This is a genomic window from Bradyrhizobium sp. SZCCHNR1015 (assembly GCF_032489875.1).
Taxonomy (GTDB): Bacteria; Pseudomonadota; Alphaproteobacteria; order Rhizobiales; family Xanthobacteraceae; genus Bradyrhizobium.
The window spans coordinates 39,345-57,643 of the sequence record NZ_JAUEYW010000013.1 but is presented as its reverse complement, the minus strand read 5'-3'; the positions used below and the strand labels follow the sequence as shown (position 1 = coordinate 57,643).

General features: G+C 66.2%; 17 protein-coding genes. 11 read left to right on the top strand and 6 right to left on the bottom strand.

The features are described 5' to 3' along the window. Positions 1-106 precede the first annotated feature (106 nt). The 4 genes from odhB to QX128_RS22100 all read left to right on the top strand — a co-directional run bounded on the left by odhB (position 107) and on the right by QX128_RS22100 (position 4,281). Complete coding sequence (odhB, locus tag QX128_RS22115; protein ID WP_315800700.1) at positions 107-1,348, top strand: 2-oxoglutarate dehydrogenase complex dihydrolipoyllysine-residue succinyltransferase; 1,242 nt, start codon at positions 107-109, stop codon at positions 1,346-1,348. Positions 1,349-1,414: 66 nt separating this feature from the next. After that, a complete protein-coding gene (locus QX128_RS22110; RefSeq protein WP_316238525.1) occupies positions 1,415-2,161 on the top strand; it encodes an SDR family oxidoreductase in 747 nt (248 codons plus the stop codon). Between the two features lie 46 nt (positions 2,162-2,207). Then, a complete protein-coding gene (gene lpdA, locus QX128_RS22105; RefSeq protein WP_316238524.1) occupies positions 2,208-3,611 on the top strand; it encodes a dihydrolipoyl dehydrogenase in 1,404 nt (467 codons plus the stop codon). Between the two features lie 130 nt (positions 3,612-3,741). Then, on the top strand, positions 3,742-4,281 hold the full coding sequence (locus QX128_RS22100; protein WP_316180326.1) for a hypothetical protein: 540 nt from the start codon (positions 3,742-3,744) through the stop codon (positions 4,279-4,281). Positions 4,282-4,482: 201 nt separating this feature from the next. On the opposite strand, the gene QX128_RS22095 is transcribed toward QX128_RS22100, so the two are convergent. Continuing rightward, a complete protein-coding gene (locus QX128_RS22095; RefSeq protein WP_315800696.1) occupies positions 4,483-5,073 on the bottom strand; it encodes a DUF4337 domain-containing protein in 591 nt (196 codons plus the stop codon). Between the two features lie 82 nt (positions 5,074-5,155). After that, positions 5,156-6,058 (bottom strand): tyrosine recombinase XerC, encoded by a 903-nt coding sequence (locus QX128_RS22090; protein WP_410053174.1) that lies wholly within the window; start codon positions 6,056-6,058, stop codon positions 5,156-5,158. Between the two features lie 433 nt (positions 6,059-6,491). On the opposite strand from QX128_RS22090, the gene QX128_RS22085 reads away from it, so the two are divergent. Further along, a complete protein-coding gene (locus QX128_RS22085) occupies positions 6,492-8,702 on the top strand; it encodes a primosomal protein N' (RefSeq protein WP_316238522.1) in 2,211 nt (736 codons plus the stop codon). Between the two features lie 120 nt (positions 8,703-8,822). Here the strand turns inward: QX128_RS22085 and QX128_RS22080 are convergent, their stop codons facing one another. Both QX128_RS22080 and QX128_RS22075 read right to left on the bottom strand, forming a co-directional pair. Continuing rightward, positions 8,823-9,368 (bottom strand): septal ring lytic transglycosylase RlpA family protein, encoded by a 546-nt coding sequence (locus tag QX128_RS22080; protein ID WP_316215523.1) that lies wholly within the window; start codon positions 9,366-9,368, stop codon positions 8,823-8,825. A gap of 235 nt (positions 9,369-9,603) precedes the next feature. Then, positions 9,604-9,945 carry a hypothetical protein gene (locus QX128_RS22075; RefSeq protein ID WP_316215524.1) on the bottom strand — a complete coding sequence of 114 codons (342 nt, stop codon included), beginning with the start codon at positions 9,943-9,945 and terminating at the stop codon, positions 9,604-9,606. A gap of 77 nt (positions 9,946-10,022) precedes the next feature. Here QX128_RS22075 and QX128_RS22070 point away from each other — a divergent pair, with 77 nt between their 5' ends. The 6 genes from QX128_RS22070 (at position 10,023) to QX128_RS22045 (ending at position 17,047) form a co-directional block, all read left to right on the top strand. Beyond that, positions 10,023-10,583: a F0F1 ATP synthase subunit delta gene (locus QX128_RS22070; protein ID WP_315800691.1), complete on the top strand. Its 561-nt coding sequence runs from the start codon at positions 10,023-10,025 to the stop codon at positions 10,581-10,583. Beyond that, a complete protein-coding gene (gene atpA, locus QX128_RS22065; protein ID WP_316238521.1) occupies positions 10,583-12,115 on the top strand; it encodes a F0F1 ATP synthase subunit alpha in 1,533 nt (510 codons plus the stop codon). Before QX128_RS22070 ends, atpA begins: the two co-directional genes overlap by 1 nt. A 155-nt stretch (positions 12,116-12,270) precedes the next feature. Then, positions 12,271-13,149 (top strand): F0F1 ATP synthase subunit gamma, encoded by an 879-nt coding sequence (locus tag QX128_RS22060; RefSeq protein ID WP_315800690.1) that lies wholly within the window; start codon positions 12,271-12,273, stop codon positions 13,147-13,149. 96 nt (positions 13,150-13,245) lie between these two features. Further along, positions 13,246-14,688, top strand: a complete 1,443-nt coding sequence (atpD, locus tag QX128_RS22055) for a F0F1 ATP synthase subunit beta (RefSeq protein WP_172112903.1) — start codon at positions 13,246-13,248, stop codon at positions 14,686-14,688. A 98-nt stretch (positions 14,689-14,786) separates the two neighbouring features. Further along, a complete protein-coding gene (locus QX128_RS22050; protein WP_315715938.1) occupies positions 14,787-15,194 on the top strand; it encodes a F0F1 ATP synthase subunit epsilon in 408 nt (135 codons plus the stop codon). Between the two features lie 164 nt (positions 15,195-15,358). Beyond that, on the top strand, positions 15,359-17,047 hold the full coding sequence (locus tag QX128_RS22045) for an adenylate/guanylate cyclase domain-containing protein (protein ID WP_316180336.1): 1,689 nt from the start codon (positions 15,359-15,361) through the stop codon (positions 17,045-17,047). A gap of 85 nt (positions 17,048-17,132) precedes the next feature. On the opposite strand, the gene QX128_RS22040 is transcribed toward QX128_RS22045, so the two are convergent. After that, positions 17,133-17,639 (bottom strand): RNA pyrophosphohydrolase, encoded by a 507-nt coding sequence (locus QX128_RS22040; RefSeq protein WP_316238520.1) that lies wholly within the window; start codon positions 17,637-17,639, stop codon positions 17,133-17,135. A gap of 141 nt (positions 17,640-17,780) precedes the next feature. Next, positions 17,781-18,287, bottom strand: a complete 507-nt coding sequence (locus tag QX128_RS22035) for an RNA pyrophosphohydrolase (RefSeq protein ID WP_316180339.1) — start codon at positions 18,285-18,287, stop codon at positions 17,781-17,783. Positions 18,288-18,299: the final 12 nt, after the last annotated feature.

Sequence of the window (18,299 nt, the reverse complement as noted above, 5' to 3'; positions counted from 1 at the left end):
CGGGGCGCAAGTACATCGCGTTGATCGTCCGTCCCGCATCGCTTGCCCGCCGCAAGGCGATGGCGGACCGGCTTTATGACCGCACGGGTTATTGAGGACAAAGACCATGACTGAAATTCGCGTTCCGACGCTGGGTGAATCCGTCACCGAAGCCACCATCGGCCGCTGGTTCAAGAAGGCCGGCGACGCCGTGGCGGTCGACGAGCCCCTCGTCGAGCTCGAGACCGACAAGGTGACGATCGAGGTGCCCGCGCCGTCGGCCGGCACCTTGGGTGAGATCATCGCCAAGGATGGCGAGACCGTCGCCGTCGGCGCGCTGCTCGGCCAGATCACCGATGGCGCGGCCGCTGCGAAGTCGGCCGCTGCTGCTCCCGCCGCGGCTCCGGCGAAGCCCGCCGCGGCTGCCCCTGCTGCCGCTCCAGCGCCGGCCAAGGCGCTGCCCGCCGATACGCCGCAGGCCCCGTCGGTGCGCAAGCTCTCCGCCGAGAGCGGCGTCGATGCCACCACCGTGCCGGGCTCTGGCAAGGATGGCCGCGTCACCAAGGGCGACATGCTGGCGGCGATCGAGCGCGCCGCCTCCGCCCCGACCCCGGTCAATCAGCCGGCGGCTTCCGTGCAAGTGCGTGCGCCGTCGCCGGCGGATGACGCCGCGCGCGAGGAGCGCGTGAAGATGACCCGGCTGCGCCAGACCATCGCGCGCCGCCTCAAGGACGTGCAGAACACCGCGGCGATGCTGACGACCTTCAACGAGGTCGACATGACCAACGTCATGGCGCTACGCAGCCAGTACAAGGATGTGTTCGAGAAGAAGCACGGCTCGAAGCTCGGCTTCATGGGCTTCTTCACCAAGGCCGTCGTGCAGGCGCTGAAGGACATCCCGGCCGTGAACGCCGAGATCGACGGCAGCGATCTCATCTACAAGAACTACTACCACATCGGCGTCGCCGTCGGCACCGACAAGGGACTGGTCGTCCCGGTCGTGCGCGACTGCGACCACAAGTCGATCGCCGACATCGAGAAGGGCATCGCCGATTTCGGCCGCCGCGCCCGTGACGGCCAGCTCAAGATCGACGAGATGCAGGGCGGCACCTTCACGATCACCAATGGCGGCATCTACGGCTCGCTGATGTCGACCCCGATCCTGAACGCGCCGCAGTCCGGCATTCTCGGCATGCACAAGATCCAGGAACGGCCGGTGGTGGTCGGCGGCAAGATCGAGGTCCGGCCGATGATGTATCTGGCGCTGTCCTACGACCATCGTGTCATTGACGGCAAGGAAGCCGTGACCTTCCTGGTGCGCGTCAAGGAGAGCCTGGAAGATCCGGCGCGGCTGGTGCTGGATCTCTGAGGCGAACGACGACTTGACGAATTGAGGCGCGCCTGGCAGCGCGCCTCACACCTAACGGGGGCCAGCATGACCGACAGGGTTGCAGTGATCACCGGCGGCAGCCGCGGCATCGGCCGCGCCACTGCCCTTGCCGCGGCGGCGCGCGGCTTCAAGATCGTGGTCGGCTACGCCTCGAACGAGGCGGCAGCGCAGAGCACGGTCGCCGCGATCGAGGCCAAGAACGGCAAGGCGATCGCGGTGAAATGCGACGTCGGCCGCGAGCGCGACATCCTCGCTCTGTTCAAGGCGGCGGACAAGTTCGGCACCCTCGGCGCGCTGATCAACAATGCCGGCATCGTCGGGCCGACCACGCGCGTCGACGAGATGAGCGCCGAGCGCATCGAGCGCTTGATGGCGGTCAATGTCACCGGCAGCATCCTGTGCGCACGTGAGGCCGTGAAGCGGATGTCGACGCGGCACGGCGGTCAGGGCGGGGTGATCATCAACCTGTCGTCGGTCGCGGCCAAGCTCGGCTCGCCCAATACCTATGTCGACTACGCCGCGTCGAAGGGCGCGATCGATTCCTTCACCGTCGGCCTTGGCCACGAGGTCGCCAATGAAGGCATCCGCGTCGCCGCCATTCGTCCCGGCCTGATCGACACCGACATTCACGCTTCGGGCGGTGAACCCGATCGGGCGCACCGTCTTGCCCCCATGGTGCCGATGAAGCGCGTCGGCACCGCGGAGGAAATCGCCAATGCCATCGTCTGGCTGCTGTCGGACGAGGCCTCCTATGTCACTTCGGCCATTCTCGACGTGTCGGGCGGACGCTGACGACCGTCATTTTTCTTTGACTTGCTAGCTTACGGAACATTCGACCATGGCTAACTACGATCTCGTCGTCATCGGCACCGGACCCGGTGGTTATGTCTGCGCCATCCGCGCGGCGCAGCTCGGCTTGAAGGTGGCCGTGGTCGAGAAGAACGCGACCCTCGGCGGCACCTGCCTCAATGTCGGCTGCATGCCATCGAAGGCGCTCCTGCACGCGTCTGAATTGTTCGAGGAGGCCGGGCACTCCTTCGCCAAGATGGGCATCAAGGTGCCGGCGCCGGAGATCGATCTGCCGGCGATGATGAACTTCAAGCAGCAGGGCATCGACGGCAACGTCAAGGGCGTCGAGTTCCTGATGAAGAAGAACAAGATCGACGTGCTCGTCGGCAAGGGCAAGATCCTCGGCACCGGCAAGCTGCAGGTCACCGGCAATGACGGTGCCGTGCAGACCGTCGAGACCAAGAACATCGTCATCGCCACCGGCTCGGACATCGCGCGGCTCAAGGGCATCGAGATCGACGAGAAGCGCATCGTGTCCTCGACCGGCGCGCTGTCGCTGGACAAGGTGCCGTCGAGCCTGCTCGTCGTCGGCGCCGGCGTGATCGGGCTCGAGCTTGGCTCGGTGTGGCGCCGGCTTGGCGCCAAGGTCACCGTGGTCGAATTCCTCGACCGCATCCTGCCCGGCATGGACGGCGAGATCGCAAAACAATTTCAGCGCATCCTCGAGAAGCAGGGCTTTGCGTTCAAGCTCGGCGCCAAGGTCACCGGCGTCGACACGTCGGGCGCGACGCTGTCGGCGACCATCGAGCCCGCAGCGGGCGGAGCCGCTGAAAAGATCGAAGCCGATGTCGTGCTGGTGGCGATCGGCCGCGTGCCCTACACCGAGGGACTCGGTCTGCAGGAAGCGGGCGTCATCATCGATAATCGCGGCCGCGTCCAGATCGATCATCATTTCGCGACCAGCGTGCCCGGCGTCTACGCCATCGGCGACGTCGTCGCGGGCCCGATGCTCGCGCACAAGGCCGAAGACGAGGGCGTCGCTGTCGCGGAGATTCTCGCGGGCCAGGCCGGCCACGTGAACTACGACGTCATTCCGGGCGTGGTCTACACCACGCCCGAAGTGGCCTCCGTCGGCAAGACCGAGGACGAGCTGAAGCAGGCCGGCGTCGCCTATACCGTCGGCAAGTTTCCGTTTACCGCGAACGGCCGTTCCAAGGTCAACCAGACCACTGACGGTTTCGTGAAGATCCTCGCCGATGCGAAGACCGATCGCGTGCTTGGCGCCCATATCATCGGCCGCGAGGCCGGGGAAATAATTCACGAGGCCGCCGTATTGATGGAGTTCGGTGGCTCTGCCGAGGATCTTGCGCGCACCTGCCACGCGCATCCAACGCGCTCGGAGGCCGTCAAGGAAGCCGCGCTTGCGGTGGGTAAGCGGGCCATCCATATGTGATGGACGCCCGGAGGCGCCTTAGGTGGGTGCGACAAAACGCCCCGCTTATGACGCTGAACCGAACGGCAAGGCGCGAGGTCCTATCGTCATAGCGGCCTCAACCCTCGGGGCCCGGCGGAGATGGAGTCCGATGCTGCGCCGCCTGCTTCAGCCGTTCTGGGTTCTGCTTGCGATCATCTTCCTGATCGAAGCTTGGTTGTGGGACCATCTCGAGCCGGTCGTGGCGCGCATCGTCGCCGCGATTCCGCTGCGGAGCTTGAAGCACTGGCTTGCCGCGCGGATCGAGACGCTGTCTCCGGCGCTGACCTTGATCGTCTTCGTCGTGCCGGTCGTGCTGCTGTTTCCGCTCAAGCTGCTCGGCATGTGGCTGCTGATGCACCATCAGTGGAAGCTCGCGCTGGCCACGATCGTGTCCGGCAAGATCGTCGGTGTCGGTGTCACCGCATTCATCTTCGACGTCACGCGCAGCAAGCTGCTGCAGATGGGCTGGTTCGCCTGGCTGTATGAGGCCGTGCTCACGCTGCGCAGCAAAGCCTCGGCCCTCGTCGAGCCGATCAAGCAGCGTGTCCGTGAGGTCGTCGGCGAGTTGCTTCGGGGCAATACCCGCGGCTGGTCGGCCCGCGTGGTTCGCCAGATCCTGCGCTTCCGCCGCAGCGTGCAGGCGCGCTGATCAAGAAGAGCCATTGGGCGGCATCATTCGCCTGCTCACCACCCGCGTCATTCCGGGGCAATCCTCCGTGTGCAGCCGCAAAGCGGCAGCGTGCCGGCGATTGAGCCCGGAATCTCGAGATTGTTGAGAATGAACGCAAGCCAAGCTCGAGATTCCGGGTTCAAGGCCTGTGGCCTTGCCCCGGAATGACGGCTTTCGTGGCTAATGCAGATGCAAGAGATGCGGCTGAAACAGGCCGAGCAGCGTCATGGCGATCCCGATCAGCGCGAGCCCACCGGAGGCCCAGGCCAGAACGATCATTCCCGTGATGATCGTCGCCGACGCCAGCACGATGCCGATCTGGAAAGCGGCTGACGCCAATTCGTAGTGGTGATATTTCGCCGTCGCCTCGTCGCGCTCGTGCTCGGCATGCTTGGCGCGCTCGGCCAATTGTTCGCTGCCTTCGCCGGTCTCCGGCTCCGAACGATAGCGCGCGGCATTCTTCTGCCAGTCATCGATCTGCTTCTGCAACGCCGCCTTGGCCGCCTCGTCCGGCAGCGCCGGCAGGTTCAGCTTGCCCTGCTCGGCCGCGGTCTGCACCACGGTGCGGCGCACGGTCTTGGCCTGGAAGAAGGCCCAGAGGTTGGATGCCTCGACGTTCTTGCTGATCGATTCGGTCTGCGCGCCCTTGCCGAGCGTTTCCGACAGCGCCAGGAACAGCGCGATGACGGCGATCAGCAGCGCGATCTTCTTGTTCTCGCCGGACGCATGCTCGGCGTGCTCCGCATGCTCCATGCTCTCATGTGCGCTCATCTGTTCCCCTCCGGATCAAGCGAGGGAGACGATTGCCGGAACCACGGTGGTCGCGCAAGGGAAACGATGTGACGGAACGGTGTCAGCGCCGCGGATGCGCCGACGCGTAGACCTGCAGCAGCCGTTCAGAATCGATGCCGGTATAGATCTGCGTGGTCGACAGCGAGGCGTGGCCGAGCAGCTCCTGGATCGCGCGCAGATCGCCGCCGCGCGACAGCAGGTGCGTGGCGAAGGAGTGGCGCAGCGCGTGCGGCGTGGCGCTGTCGGGCAGGCCGAGCGCGCCGCGCAGCCGCTCCATCGCGAGCTGAATGATGCGCGGGCTCAACGGACCGCCCTTGGCGCCGACGAACATCGGCCGAGCTCCCGGAAGCGGGTAGGGGCAGAGCCTGGCGTACTCGTCGATCAGCTGCAGCACGTTCTGCAGCACCGGCACCATGCGCGTCTTGTTGCCCTTGCCGGTCACGACCAGCACGTCGCCTTCGCCCGGCCGCGGCACCTCGCGGCGTTTCAATCCGAGCGCCTCTGAGATGCGCAGGCCGGAGCCATACAGCAGCGCCATGACCGCGGCGTCGCGCGCCAGAACCCAGGTCTCGCGGGTCTCGCCGGCACGCTCGTCGGCATCGGCGAGGCGCTTGGCGGCGTCCATCGGCAGCGGCTTCGGCAGGCTCTTGGCGATCTTTGGCGCGCGGATTCCCGAGAGGGCGCCGACCTTGCCTTTGCCCTCGCGCTCCAGGAAACGACCGAACGAGCGCAAGCCTGCCAGCGTCCGCATCAGGGAGCGTCCGGCGATGTCGTCGGCGCGCCGCATCGCCATGAAGGCCCGGATGTCGGCGGCTTCCAGCACCGCAAAGCGCGCCAATGTCACCGGCTCACCCCAATGGGTGCAGAGGAATTGCAGGCATTGCCGCAGGTCGCGGGCATAAGCCTCGACCGTCTTCGGGGACAGCCGGCGCTCGCTGCGCAGATGCGCCAGCCACTGCATCATCGCGCGCACCACGCCGTCATCGGCGCCGATCAGGTCGGAGAACTCCGGCGCATCGTCGGCATCCGTTTCAGGTGGTCGCGTCTGCTTTGCCATGCGTGCGTGCCCAGCGATGGGACGAGGTCCTGCGAGCTTGTCGGCCGCTGCGAATGCGGTCTGCGCCTCTCCCCGCCTGCGGGGGGAGGTCGGATTGCATCGTCAGATGCAATCCGGGTGAGGGGGTACAGGTCTCACGGCGAACACGTCCCGTGCGTCTGCCCCTCACCCCAGCCCTCTCCCCGCAAGAGTGGGGCGAGGGAGCGCAGCGGCGCTCGCGGCGAGAAGCTCGGTCTCAACCCGTCGGTTCATCTATATATATCGCATCCTCGTCCTTTACCGTTCGCTAACTTTGCCGGGCGGCTTTCGCTTCAGCCCGAGCAAGGCTATCTCCGCCCTCATGGACCGCCCGACCGATCTCTTTCCAGGTGCAGTCAGCACGGCCGGCGTGGTCGACGTGCTGGTTCCGGTCGCGCTCGACCACACTTATTCCTACCGCGTGCCGCGCGGCATGGCGCTGAAGCCCGGCGATGTCGTCGGCGTGCCGCTGGGGCCGCGCGAGGTGCTGGCGGTGGTGTGGGCGGAGAACGCCAATCCCGATCCGCGACTGCACAACAGGCTGAAGGACGTCAGCGAGAAGCTCGACGTGCCGCCGCTCAAGCCGGAGCTGCGGTCGCTGGTCGACTGGGTCGCCAATTACACGCTGTCGCCGCGCGGCATGGTGCTGCGGATGTGCCTTCGCATGGGCGAGCATCTCGGGCCGGAGCGCGTTCGCCTCGGCGTCCGGCTGGTCGGCGAGCCGCCAAAGCGGCTGACGCCAGCGCGGCGGCGGGTGATCGAGGCGGTGTCGGATGGCCTGCTGCACGGAAAGTCCGACCTCGTCCGCGAGATCGGCGTCTCCGGCAGCGTGATCGACGGCCTGGTCGACGAGGGGACGCTGACGGTCGAGGCGATGCCGCGGGCCTTGCCGCCGCCGACGCCGGACCCGTCCTTCGCCCAGCCCGAGTTCTTCGATGCACAGCTGGCCGGCGTCGAGGCGATGCGGGCGCTGGCTGCCAATGGCGGCTTTCAGGTCGCGCTGCTCGATGGCGTCACCGGCTCCGGCAAGACCGAGGTGTATTTCGAGGCGGTGGCCGAGACCGTCCGCCGCGGCCGGCAGTCGCTGATCCTGATGCCGGAGATCGCGCTGACCGGGCAGTTCCTCGACCGCTTCTCGCGCCGTTTCGGCGTGCGCCCGCTGGAATGGCATTCCGAGCTGACGCCGCGCACGCGCCAGCGCAATTGGGCGGCGATCGCCGCCGGCGAGGCGCCGGTCGTGGTCGGCGCGCGCTCGGCGCTGTTTCTGCCCTACGCCGATCTCGGCCTGATCGTCGTCGATGAGGAGCACGACCAGGCCTACAAGCAGGACGAGGGCGCGCACTACCACGCCCGCGACATGGCGGTGGTGCGCGGCCACATCGCCAAATTCCCGGTCGTGCTGGCGTCAGCGACGCCCTCGGTCGAGACCGAGGTCAATGCGCGCAAGGGCCGCTACCAGCGCGTCGCGCTGCCGTCGCGCTTCGGCGGCCAGCACATGCCGCACATCGAGGCGATCGATCTCAGGCGCGAGCCGCCGCCGCGCGGCCGCTACATCTCGCCGCGGCTGGCGGGCGAGATCCGCGCCGCGATCGAGCGCGGCGAGCAGGCGCTGCTGTTTCTCAATCGCCGCGGCTATGCGCCGCTGACCTTGTGCCGCGCCTGCGGCCACCGTTTTGCTTGCACCATCTGCGACGCTTGGCTGGTCGACCATCGTTTTCGCCAGCGCCTGGTCTGCCACCATTGCGGGTTCTCGATGGCCCGGCCGCCGGCCTGTCCGCATTGCGCCGCCGAGGAATCGTTGGTCGCGGTCGGCCCGGGCGTCGAGCGGCTGCAGGAGGAGGCGGCCGCGCTGTTTCCCGACGCGCGCAGCATGGTGCTGTCGAGCGACCTGATCACCTCGATCGAGACCATGCGCGCCGAACTCACGGAGATCGCGGAAGGCCGCGTCGACCTCATCATCGGCACCCAGCTCGTGGCCAAGGGCCACAACTTCCCTCGGCTCAATCTGGTCGGCGTGGTCGACGCCGATCTCGGCCTCGGCAACGGCGATCCGCGCGCCGCCGAGCGCACCTGGCAGCTCCTCAACCAGGTGATCGGCCGTGCCGGCCGCGAGCAGGGCAGGGGGAGGGGCTATCTGCAGACGCACCAGCCCGAGCATCCCGTCATGAAGGCGCTGATCGCCTGCGACCGCGAGGCCTTCTACACCAGCGAAATCGACGTTCGCGAGCGCACGGGTTACCCGCCGTTCGGCCGGCTGGCGAGCCTGATCATTTCGGCAGGGGACAGGCCGACCGCGGAGGGCTTCGCGCGCCGGCTGGTGGCGTCAGCGCCTTCAGAGGAGGGCGTGCTGCTGCTCGGACCGGCCGAGGCGCCGCTCGCCGTCATCAAGGGCCGCTACCGCTTCCGGCTGCTGCTCAAGTCGGCGCGCAATTTCGATCTGTCGGATTATCTGCGCCACTGGCTGGCGCATGCGGAGAAGCCCAGGGGCAATCTCAAGCTCGAGGTCGACGTCGACCCGCAGAGCTTCTTGTAGCACAAGGCACGCCATCACCGCCGTCATTGCGAGGAGCGAAGCGACGAAGCAATCCAGAGTCCCAAAGGAGCCCTGGATTGCTTCGCTGCGCTCGCAATGACGCGCGGATAGATCGGTGACTTACGACACCACCTCGGCCGTGACGCGGCCGACGCCGGCGCGGGTCAGGCCGATGGCGCGGGCGGCGCCCGTCGAAAGGTCGAGCACACGGCCGCGGATGAATGGGCCACGGTCGTTGACAGTGACGATGACGCTCTGGCCGCCATGAGTGACGCGCAGCTTGGTGCCGAACGGCAGCGAGCGGTGGGCGCAGGTCATGGCATTGGCGTTCATGCGCTGGCCGGATGCGGTGCGGCTGCCGGACTCGTTGCCGTAGTACGATGCCATGCCGGAGAAGGTGCGGCCCGTTCCGGACGACGGCGCGACCGATGCGTTGGCGTTCATCCAGGACGAGTTGTTCGACCAGCCGTTCGAAAACGAGTCTGCCGCGGGCTGGGCGGCCTGGCGCGCCATATGATGATGGTGGTGGCGCGCGTGGTGATGGTGGTGCCTGGACCGGGCCGAGGCTTCGGTGGCGCTGCCGCCGACGATCAGCGTCACGGCAACAGCGAGCGCGGTGCGCGAGCCGGCGATCTTGCCAGCCGAGAGGTTCTTCAGTTTCAGCATCTGGATCTGTCCCTCGAAACAGTATTGCTGCGTTCTGCAGCCAGTGGACCCCCGTCAGGTGTTGAGGCGCGCGCCGTTTGATGTCGCAATGAGGCACGAATGCGGCAGTAGAAATTGTTCCGCTCGGATCGGAATATCTTGGGACTGGTGATCTTCATCACCGAAAATTCCGTAATCCGCCCGTTTAACGCTTCATTAACTAATTAATACTTTCAAGTACTGTCGTGTTAAGTCGTCATTGAGGTTGTGAAGATGTTGCCAAGTAATTGATATCGATCCGGCCGATCGCCGCTGGAGCCGCCAAGGCGGCAGTCAAGGCCAAACGGACATAGCGGCCATGCAGCAACAGGCGGAACGAATACGCGGATCGTCGGTACTGGGTTCGGGGTGCACCGCCGGCGGCGATCGCGCCGCTTCCGGGTCCGTCCCGGGCTCCGACCGCAGCGCGGCAACAAGGTGCCGAATAGCGGGCCACCGCTTGTTGCGGCTGCGCGTACGCTATGTTAGCAAAGCGCCGCTTTTCGTGATCAAGCTGCTCTTGCGGCGATCGAAAATCAAAGTCCTGCTTGAATTCCAAGGGCTTAACTGGTTTGCGCCGCAGCGGCGCGCCGGTGTCCCTCTTGTGGGTTGGGCGCATATAAAAAGAGCACGTCTGTGGCTGCTGAAGATCCCTCCGTATCCGGTGTGTCCGGTCGTTACGCGACGGCCCTGTTTGAACTGGCCCGTGACGAAAAGTCCGTCGATGCGGTCAAGGCCGATCTCGACAAGTTCAATGCCCTTCTCGATGAGAGCGCCGACCTCAAGCGCCTGGTCCGCAGCCCGGTGTTCGGCGCGGACGTGCAGCTCAAGGCGCTCAATGCGGTGCTGGACAAGGCCGGCATCGCCGGCGTCGCCGCCAACGTGCTGCGTGTGCTGACCACCAACCGCCGCCTGTTCGCGGTCGCCGACGTGATCCGCGCCTTCAACGCGCTGGTCGCCAAGTATAAGGGAGAGGCCACGGCCGACGTCGTCGTCGCCGAGCCGCTCTCGGACAAGAATCTCGACGCCTTGAAGGCCTCACTGAAGACGGTGACCGGCAAGGACGTCGCGCTCAACGTGAAAGTCGATCCAGCGATTATCGGCGGGCTCGTCGTCAAGCTCGGCAGCCGCATGATCGATAGTTCGCTTCGCACCAAACTCAACTCGATCAAGCACGCGATGAAAGAGGCAGGCTGATGGACATCCGCGCCGCGGAAATTTCCGCGATCCTCAAAGACCAGATCAAGAATTTCGGGCAGGAAGCCGAAGTCACCGAAGTCGGACAGGTGCTGTCCGTCGGTGACGGTATCGCCCGCGTCTACGGTCTCGACAACGTCCAGGCCGGTGAGATGGTCGAGTTCGAGAACGGCACCCGCGGCATGGCGCTGAACCTCGAAACCGACAACGTCGGTATCGTCATCTTCGGCGCCGACCGCGAGATCAAGGAAGGCCAGACCGTCAAGCGCACCCGCGCCATCGTGGACGCGCCGGTCGGCAAGGGCCTGCTCGGCCGCGTCGTCGACGCGCTCGGCAACCCGATCGACGGCAAGGGCCCGATCCAGGCGACCGAGCGTAAGCGCGTCGACGTCAAGGCTCCGGGCATCATTCCGCGCAAGTCGGTCAACGAGCCGATGGCCACCGGCCTGAAGGCGATCGACGCCCTGATCCCGGTCGGCCGCGGCCAGCGCGAGCTGATCATCGGCGACCGCCAGACCGGCAAGACCGCGATCGCGCTCGACACCATCCTGAACCAGAAGCCGCTGAACGTCGCTGGTGCTCCCGAGGGCCAGAAGCTGTACTGCGTCTACGTCGCCATCGGACAGAAGCGCTCGACCGTCGCCCAGTTCGTCAAGGTGCTCGAAGAGCAGGGCGCGCTGGAATACTCGATCGTCGTTGCCGCGACCGCCTCCGATCCGGCCCCGATGCAGTATCTCGCGCCGTTCACCGGCTGCACGATGGGCGAGTACTTCCGCGACAACGGCATGCACGCCGTCATCATCTATGACGATCTGTCCAAGCAGGCCGTCGCCTATCGCCAGATGTCGCTGCTGCTGCGCCGCCCGCCGGGCCGCGAAGCCTATCCGGGCGACGTGTTCTACCTGCACTCCCGCCTGCTGGAGCGCGCTGCGAAGCTCGGCAAGGACCATGGTCTGGGCTCGCTGACCGCGCTGCCGGTCATCGAGACGCAGGCCAACGACGTGTCGGCCTACATTCCGACCAACGTCATCTCGATCACCGACGGCCAGATCTTCCTGGAGACCGATTTGTTCTTCCAGGGCATTCGTCCTGCGGTGAACGTCGGTCTGTCGGTGTCGCGCGTCGGCTCCTCGGCGCAGACCAAGGCGATGAAGAAGGTCGCCGGCAAGATCAAGGGCGAGCTGGCGCAGTACCGCGAGATGGCCGCGTTCGCGCAGTTCGGCTCCGACCTCGACGCCTCGACCCAGCGCCTGCTGAACCGTGGTTCGCGCCTGACCGAGCTCCTGAAGCAGCCGCAGTTCTCGCCGCTGAAGATGGAAGAGCAGGTCTGCGTGATCTGGGCCGGCACCAACGGCTATCTCGACGCGCTTCCGCTCGGCAAGGTGCGCGCCTTCGAGGACGGCCTCCTGTCGCTGCTGCGCGGCAAGAATGCCGACCTCCTGAACGCGATCCGCGACAGCAAGGATCTGTCCGACGACAGCGCCGCCAAGCTGAAGGCGGTGGTCGAAGGCTTCGCCAAGACCTTCGCCTGATCGCTAGAGGTCGTGGCCGGCTCCGGCCGGCCATCCACGCCTTCGGGGTGGACAACGTGACATCTCATGCCCAGCATCAGGCCGGGCATGACCAATCTCAGGGTTGAGCGGTCGGGTCTCCAGGGGATCGGCCGCCGGGGTGAGCTAGACGAACAATGGCGTCACTGAAAGACATGCGGGTCCGCATCGCCTCGACCAAGGCGACGCAGAAGATCACCAAGGCCATGCAGATGGTCGCCGCCTCCAAGCTGCGCCGCGCGCAGCAGGCGGCCGAAGCGGCGCGTCCCTATGCCGAGAAGATGGACGCCGTGATCTCCAACATCGCGAGCGCCACCATCGCCTCCGCCGGCGGCCCGAGCCTGCTCGCGGGCACCGGGCGCGACCAGGTGCATCTGCTGCTGGTCTGCACCGGCGAGCGCGGCCTGTCCGGCGCGTTCAACTCCTCGATCGTGCGTCTGGCGCGCGAGCGTGCGCTAGCCCTGATGAACCAGGGCAAGGAAGTGAAATTCTTCTGCGTCGGCCGCAAGGGCTACGAGCAACTGCGCCGTCAGTTCGACAAGCAGATCGTCGAGCACATGGATCTGCGCTCGGTTCGCCAGATCGGTTTTGCCAATGCCGACGAGATCGCCAAGAAGGTGATCGCCCGCTTCGAGGCCGGCGAGTTCGACGTCTGCACGCTGTTCTATTCGCGCTTCCGCTCGGTGATCGCGCAGATCCCGACGGCACAGCAGATCATTCCGCTGGTGGTCGAGGCGCGGCCTGCCAATGCTGCGCCGCTGGCGCCTTACGAATACGAGCCGGAGGAGGACGAGATCCTCGCCGGGCTGCTGCCGCGCAATCTCGCCGTGCAGATCTTCCGCGCGCTGCTCGAAAACAACGCCTCGTTCTACGGTGCGCAGATGTCGGCGATGGACAATGCCACGCGCAACGCCGGCGAGATGATCCGCAAGCAGACGCTGATCTACAACCGCACGCGTCAGGCGATGATCACCAAGGAACTGATCGAAATCATTTCGGGCGCCGAGGCGGTCTAGCCAGATCGCGTCGCGCCTCTTTGAAGCGCAACCCAGGAACATATCCCGGTCGAGCCGACCGTGGTTTCGTATACGGATCGTAAGGAGAGACACTCAATGGCTACCGCAGCCAACCAGATCGGTCGCATCACCCAGGTCATCGGCGCCGTCGTCGACGTGCAGTTCGAAGGTCACCTGCCGGCCATTCTCAATTCGCTCGAAACCAAGAACGCCGGCAACCGCCTTGTGCTCGAGGTCGCCCAGCATCTCGGTGAATCCACCGTCCGCACGATCGCGATGGACACCACCGAAGGTCTGGTGCGCGGCCAGGAGGTGACCGACACCGGCTCGCCGATCCGGGTGCCGGTCGGCGAGGGCACGCTCGGCCGCATCATGAACGTGATCGGCGAGCCGATCGACGAAGCCGGCCCCGTCAAGGCGGAAGGCCTGCGCCCGATCCACGCGGACGCGCCGAGCTACACCGACCAGTCGACGGAAGCTGAAATTCTCGTCACCGGCATCAAGGTCGTCGACCTCCTGGCGCCCTATGCCAAGGGCGGCAAGATCGGCCTGTTCGGCGGCGCCGGCGTCGGCAAGACCGTGCTGATCCAGGAGCTGATCAACAACGTCGCCAAGGCGCACGGCGGTTACTCGGTGTTCGCCGGCGTCGGCGAGCGTACGCGAGAGGGCAACGACCTCTATCACGAGTTCATCGAGTCCAAGGTCAACGCCGATCCGCACAATCCGGATCCGAGCGTCAAGTCGAAGTGCGCGCTGGTGTTCGGTCAGATGAACGAGCCGCCCGGCGCCCGCGCCCGCGTCGGCCTGACCGGCCTCACCGTCGCCGAGCACTTCCGCGACCAGGGCCAGGACGTGCTGTTCTTCGTCGACAACATCTTCCGCTTCACGCAGGCGGGCTCGGAAGTGTCGGCGCTGCTCGGCCGTATCCCGTCGGCGGTGGGTTATCAGCCGACGCTCGCCACCGACATGGGCGCGCTGCAGGAGCGTATCACCACCACCAACAAGGGCTCGATCACCTCGGTGCAGGCGATCTACGTGCCGGCCGACGACTTGACCGACCCGGCGCCGGCGACGTCGTTCGCGCACTTGGACGCGACCACCGTGCTCAACCGCGCGATCTCGGAAAAGGGCATCTACCCGGCGGTGGACCCGCTCGACTCCACGTCGCGCATGCTGTCCCCGCTGGTCGTCGGCGAGGAGCACTATCAAACCGCGCGCATGGTCCAGCAGATCCTCCAGCGCTACAAGTCGCTGCAGGACATCATCGCCATCCTGGGCATGGACGAGCTCTCGGAAGAGGACAAGCTGACGGTGGCCCGCGCCCGCAAGATCGAGCGCTTCCTGTCGCAGCCGTTCCACGTCGCCGAAATCTTCACGGGATCGCCGGGCAAGTTCGTCGACCTCGCCGACACCATCAAGGGCTTCAAGGGCCTGTGTGAAGGCAAGTACGACCACCTGCCGGAGGCCGCCTTCTACATGGTCGGCAACATCGACGAGGCGGTCGAGAAGGGCAAGAAGCTGGCGGCGGAAGCCGCCTAAGGGCGAATGGCGAATAGGGAGTAGCGAATAGGGTTATCCGCTGCTCCCTTCTCCATTCACTACTCGCCATTCGCTATTCGCTACTCGCAGGTTTCCTCATGGCTACTTTCCATTTCGATCTCGTCTCGCCGGAAAAGATCGCCTTCTCGGGTGAGGTCGACCAGGTCGACGTTCCCGGCCAGGAGGGTGATTTCGGCGTGCTCGCGGGCCACGCGCCGTTCGTGGCGACGCTGCGGCCGGGCATCCTGACAGTGACATCAGGCGGATCGCAGCAGAAGATCATCGTGCTCGGCGGTCTTGCCGAGATCTCGGACAAAGGTCTGACGGTTCTCGCCGACGTCGCCACGTCGCTGAAGGAGCTCGACCAGACCGCCTTCGCGGCCGAGATCGCCGGCATGGAATCCAAGCTGAACGAGAAGCAGGGCAACGAGCTCGATCGCGCGATCGAGCGGCTCGATCACTTCAAGACGATCCAGCAGCAGCTCAATACGACCGCGCTGCATTGATCCAACCGCACGACGTATGAATGAACGTTCATGGCCGGGCTCTGCCCGGCCATTTTCGTTTGGGGCTCGAACGTCGTGCGCCGGTCGATGACTACTTCAAGGGGCCGGTTGCATGCTCACCGATCTGACGGCATGCTCCCGGCCGATCCAGCGGGCGCGGTGACATGGCAGGACAGATCGTCTTGAAACGCAAGATCGCGGCGATTTTCGCCGCCGATATCGCCGGCTATTCGCGCCTGGTCGCGGAGGATGAAGAAGAAACGCTACGGCGACTGGCGGCCTATCGCGAGGTCGTTGACGACTTCATCGCGCGCGCCGGCGGCCGCATCTTCAACACCGCCGGCGATGCGGTGCTCGCGGAATTCCCCAGCGCGGTCGAAGCGGTGCGTTGCGCGATCGACATCCAGGAGAGCCTGCGCACGCGCAACATGGCCTATCCGCCGAGCCGGCAGATGAGCTATCGCATCGGCATCACCATCGGCGACGTCGTCGAGCGCGACGGCGATCTGCTCGGCGACGGCGTCAACATTGCAGCGCGCCTCGAGGGCCTCGCCGACGTCGGCGGCATCTGCATCTCGCGCGCCGTCCATGAGCAGGTTGCCAACAAGCTGTCGGTGCAGTTCGCCGACATGGGCGCGCGGGAGGTCAAGAACATCCCCACCCCGGTGCACGCCTTTCGCGTGGCGATGCGCCGCGAGGACGGCACCTACGCGCCGCCGGAAGAAAAGAAAGCCGCCCGCGGCGGCGGGCTCCGCATGATCTGGCGAATTACGGCCGCCCTGGTTGCGCTCGGCGCGGTCGGGGTCGGGACCGAGCTCTACCTGGATTATCGCGATCCGCATCCCGCGCAGCGCGATGCCGCCAAGGCGGCGGCGGAAGCGTTGGCCCGGCTGTCGGCCACGCCGGCTTCGCCGTCCTCGGTCCCGTCTTCATCTCCATCCCCCGCGCCGACGCAGTCATCCGTCGCCATGCAGCCGGCCGACTCGCCGCAGCCGCAACAGTCGCCCTCGCCTTCATCCTCTGTCGCTGCCGAGAAGTTTGCACCTGAAGCCGTGCCGTTCGTGAGCGAGCGGACTCGCATTGCGCTGGCGCGCGACTACGTGCCGGCGCCCGAGCACAAGGCGTTCGCGACCACGATCAACGGCGTCAGCGCCTACGTCACCGGGCAGGCGAGCGACGACGCGGCGAAGTCGGCCGCGCTGGAGCAGTGCCAGCAGCGCGCGGACAACGCGAACGGACCGCGCAAATGCGAGCTCTACGCCGTTGGTGACAATGTCGTCTACGTGCACAGCAAGCCGCCGTTGCCGCCGCAGCCCTGGGTGCGCCACGACCCGCTGACCGAACGCGCCTTCAGCGCGGCCGAGATGCCGCTGGTGCGTGATACCGGCCGCGCCCGGCTCGAAGCGAACTACGGGACGGCGCGACGGACCAAGGCGATCGCGCTCGGGCCCGGTGGCCAGTTCTTCTACAGCGTCGGCGGCGACCTCGTCGACGACGTGGTTCGGCGCAATCTGGAAGCCTGCGGCGCTCAGGCGGGAACCGCCTGCATCATCGTTGCGCTCGACGATGCCTTCGTGGTGCCGATACCGACCGTGATGAAAGCCACCGGCTTCTTCCACGCGGCCATCCATCAGGCGATCGCCCCGGAGGCGCGCGAGGAGGTGGCGCGGCGCCTTGAGGCCGCGACGTCGGGCTGGAATGCAGTCGCGGTCGGAACGGCCGGCCACCCCGGCTTCAGCCTCAATGGCGACCGTGAGGAGACGGCGATCGGCGGCGCGCTGGCCGACTGCGCCACGCGCGACAGCGACTGCCGGGTGATTGCGATCGGGCCGTTCACGGTCGAGGACAATTGAGCCGGCGAACTCTCTCGACATCTCTGTTCCGAGGCGCGCTGAGCGCGAGATCGGAATGACGCAGAGCCTCACTCTTCGACGTGGATCAGTCGCCAGCTTCGGTGAGATGCGCAAAGGCCTCCGCCACCGCACGATAGACCTCGCGGCGGAACGGCACCACCAAGTCCGGCACGCGCGCGAGCTGCTCCCAGCGCCAGGCGTCGAACTCGGCCGGCTGGCCGTTGCGCGGCGTCACCGGATCGATGTCGGCCTCCCGGCCGGTGAAGCGCATCGCGAACCACTTCTGGCGCTGGCCGCGAAAGCGCGCGAGCCGGTGGTTGGGATCCTCGAACGGCGGAAATTCGTAGGTCAGCCAGTCGCTCTCGCCGAGAATATCAGCGTCCCGAATCCCGGTCTCCTCCCACAGCTCGCGCCGCGCCGCCGCCTGCAGATCCTCGCCGGGATCGACGCCGCCCTGCGGCATTTGCCATTCGAGGCCGGGAAGGACGATCTCCGGTCCGTCGTCGCGGAATCGGCGCCCCAGGAACACGAGCCCTTCGGCATTGAGCAGGGCGATCCCGACGTTCGGACGATAGGGTCTGGTCTCGGTCATCCTCGAATCCATGAGCTGTCGTTCGCATAGCAGCGCACCATGACGGCATCGTCGCGACGCACCTGCAGAGATTCCCTGCAGCCCGTGCGCAGATGCGGACTAGCGGCTGTCGGGTATCGCGTCGAGGGCGCGGATCGTGATTCAATCGCCGGCGAGCGGAGCGAATTCCTGGACAACGCGCTCATAGACCGGTCGCTTGAACGGCACGATCAGCCCCGGCAGGTTCTTCATCGGCTCCCAGCGCCAGCTGACGAATTCCGCCTTGTGGTGGCCGCCGCCGGGCCGCTCGACGTCGATCTCGGCATCGGATCCGGTGAAGCGCAGCGCGAACCATTTCTGGCGCTGGCCGCGATAGCGCCCCTTCCAGGCGCGGCCCGCGACCGTGCGCGGAATGTCGTAGGTCAGCCAGTCGCCGACCTCGGCCAGCTTCTCGACGGAGCGCACGCTGGTCTCTTCATACAGCTCGCGCTTGGCCGCCTCCCAGGCATCCTCGCCGGGATCGACGCCGCCCTGCGGCATCTGCCAGACATGGGTGTCGTCGACATGCTCGATCCCGCCGGCGCGGCGACCGATGAAAACCAGCCCCTCCGAATTGATCAGCATAATGCCGACGCAGGTGCGGTAAGGCAGGTCCTCGTAGCGCGTCATTCCGGTCTCGGC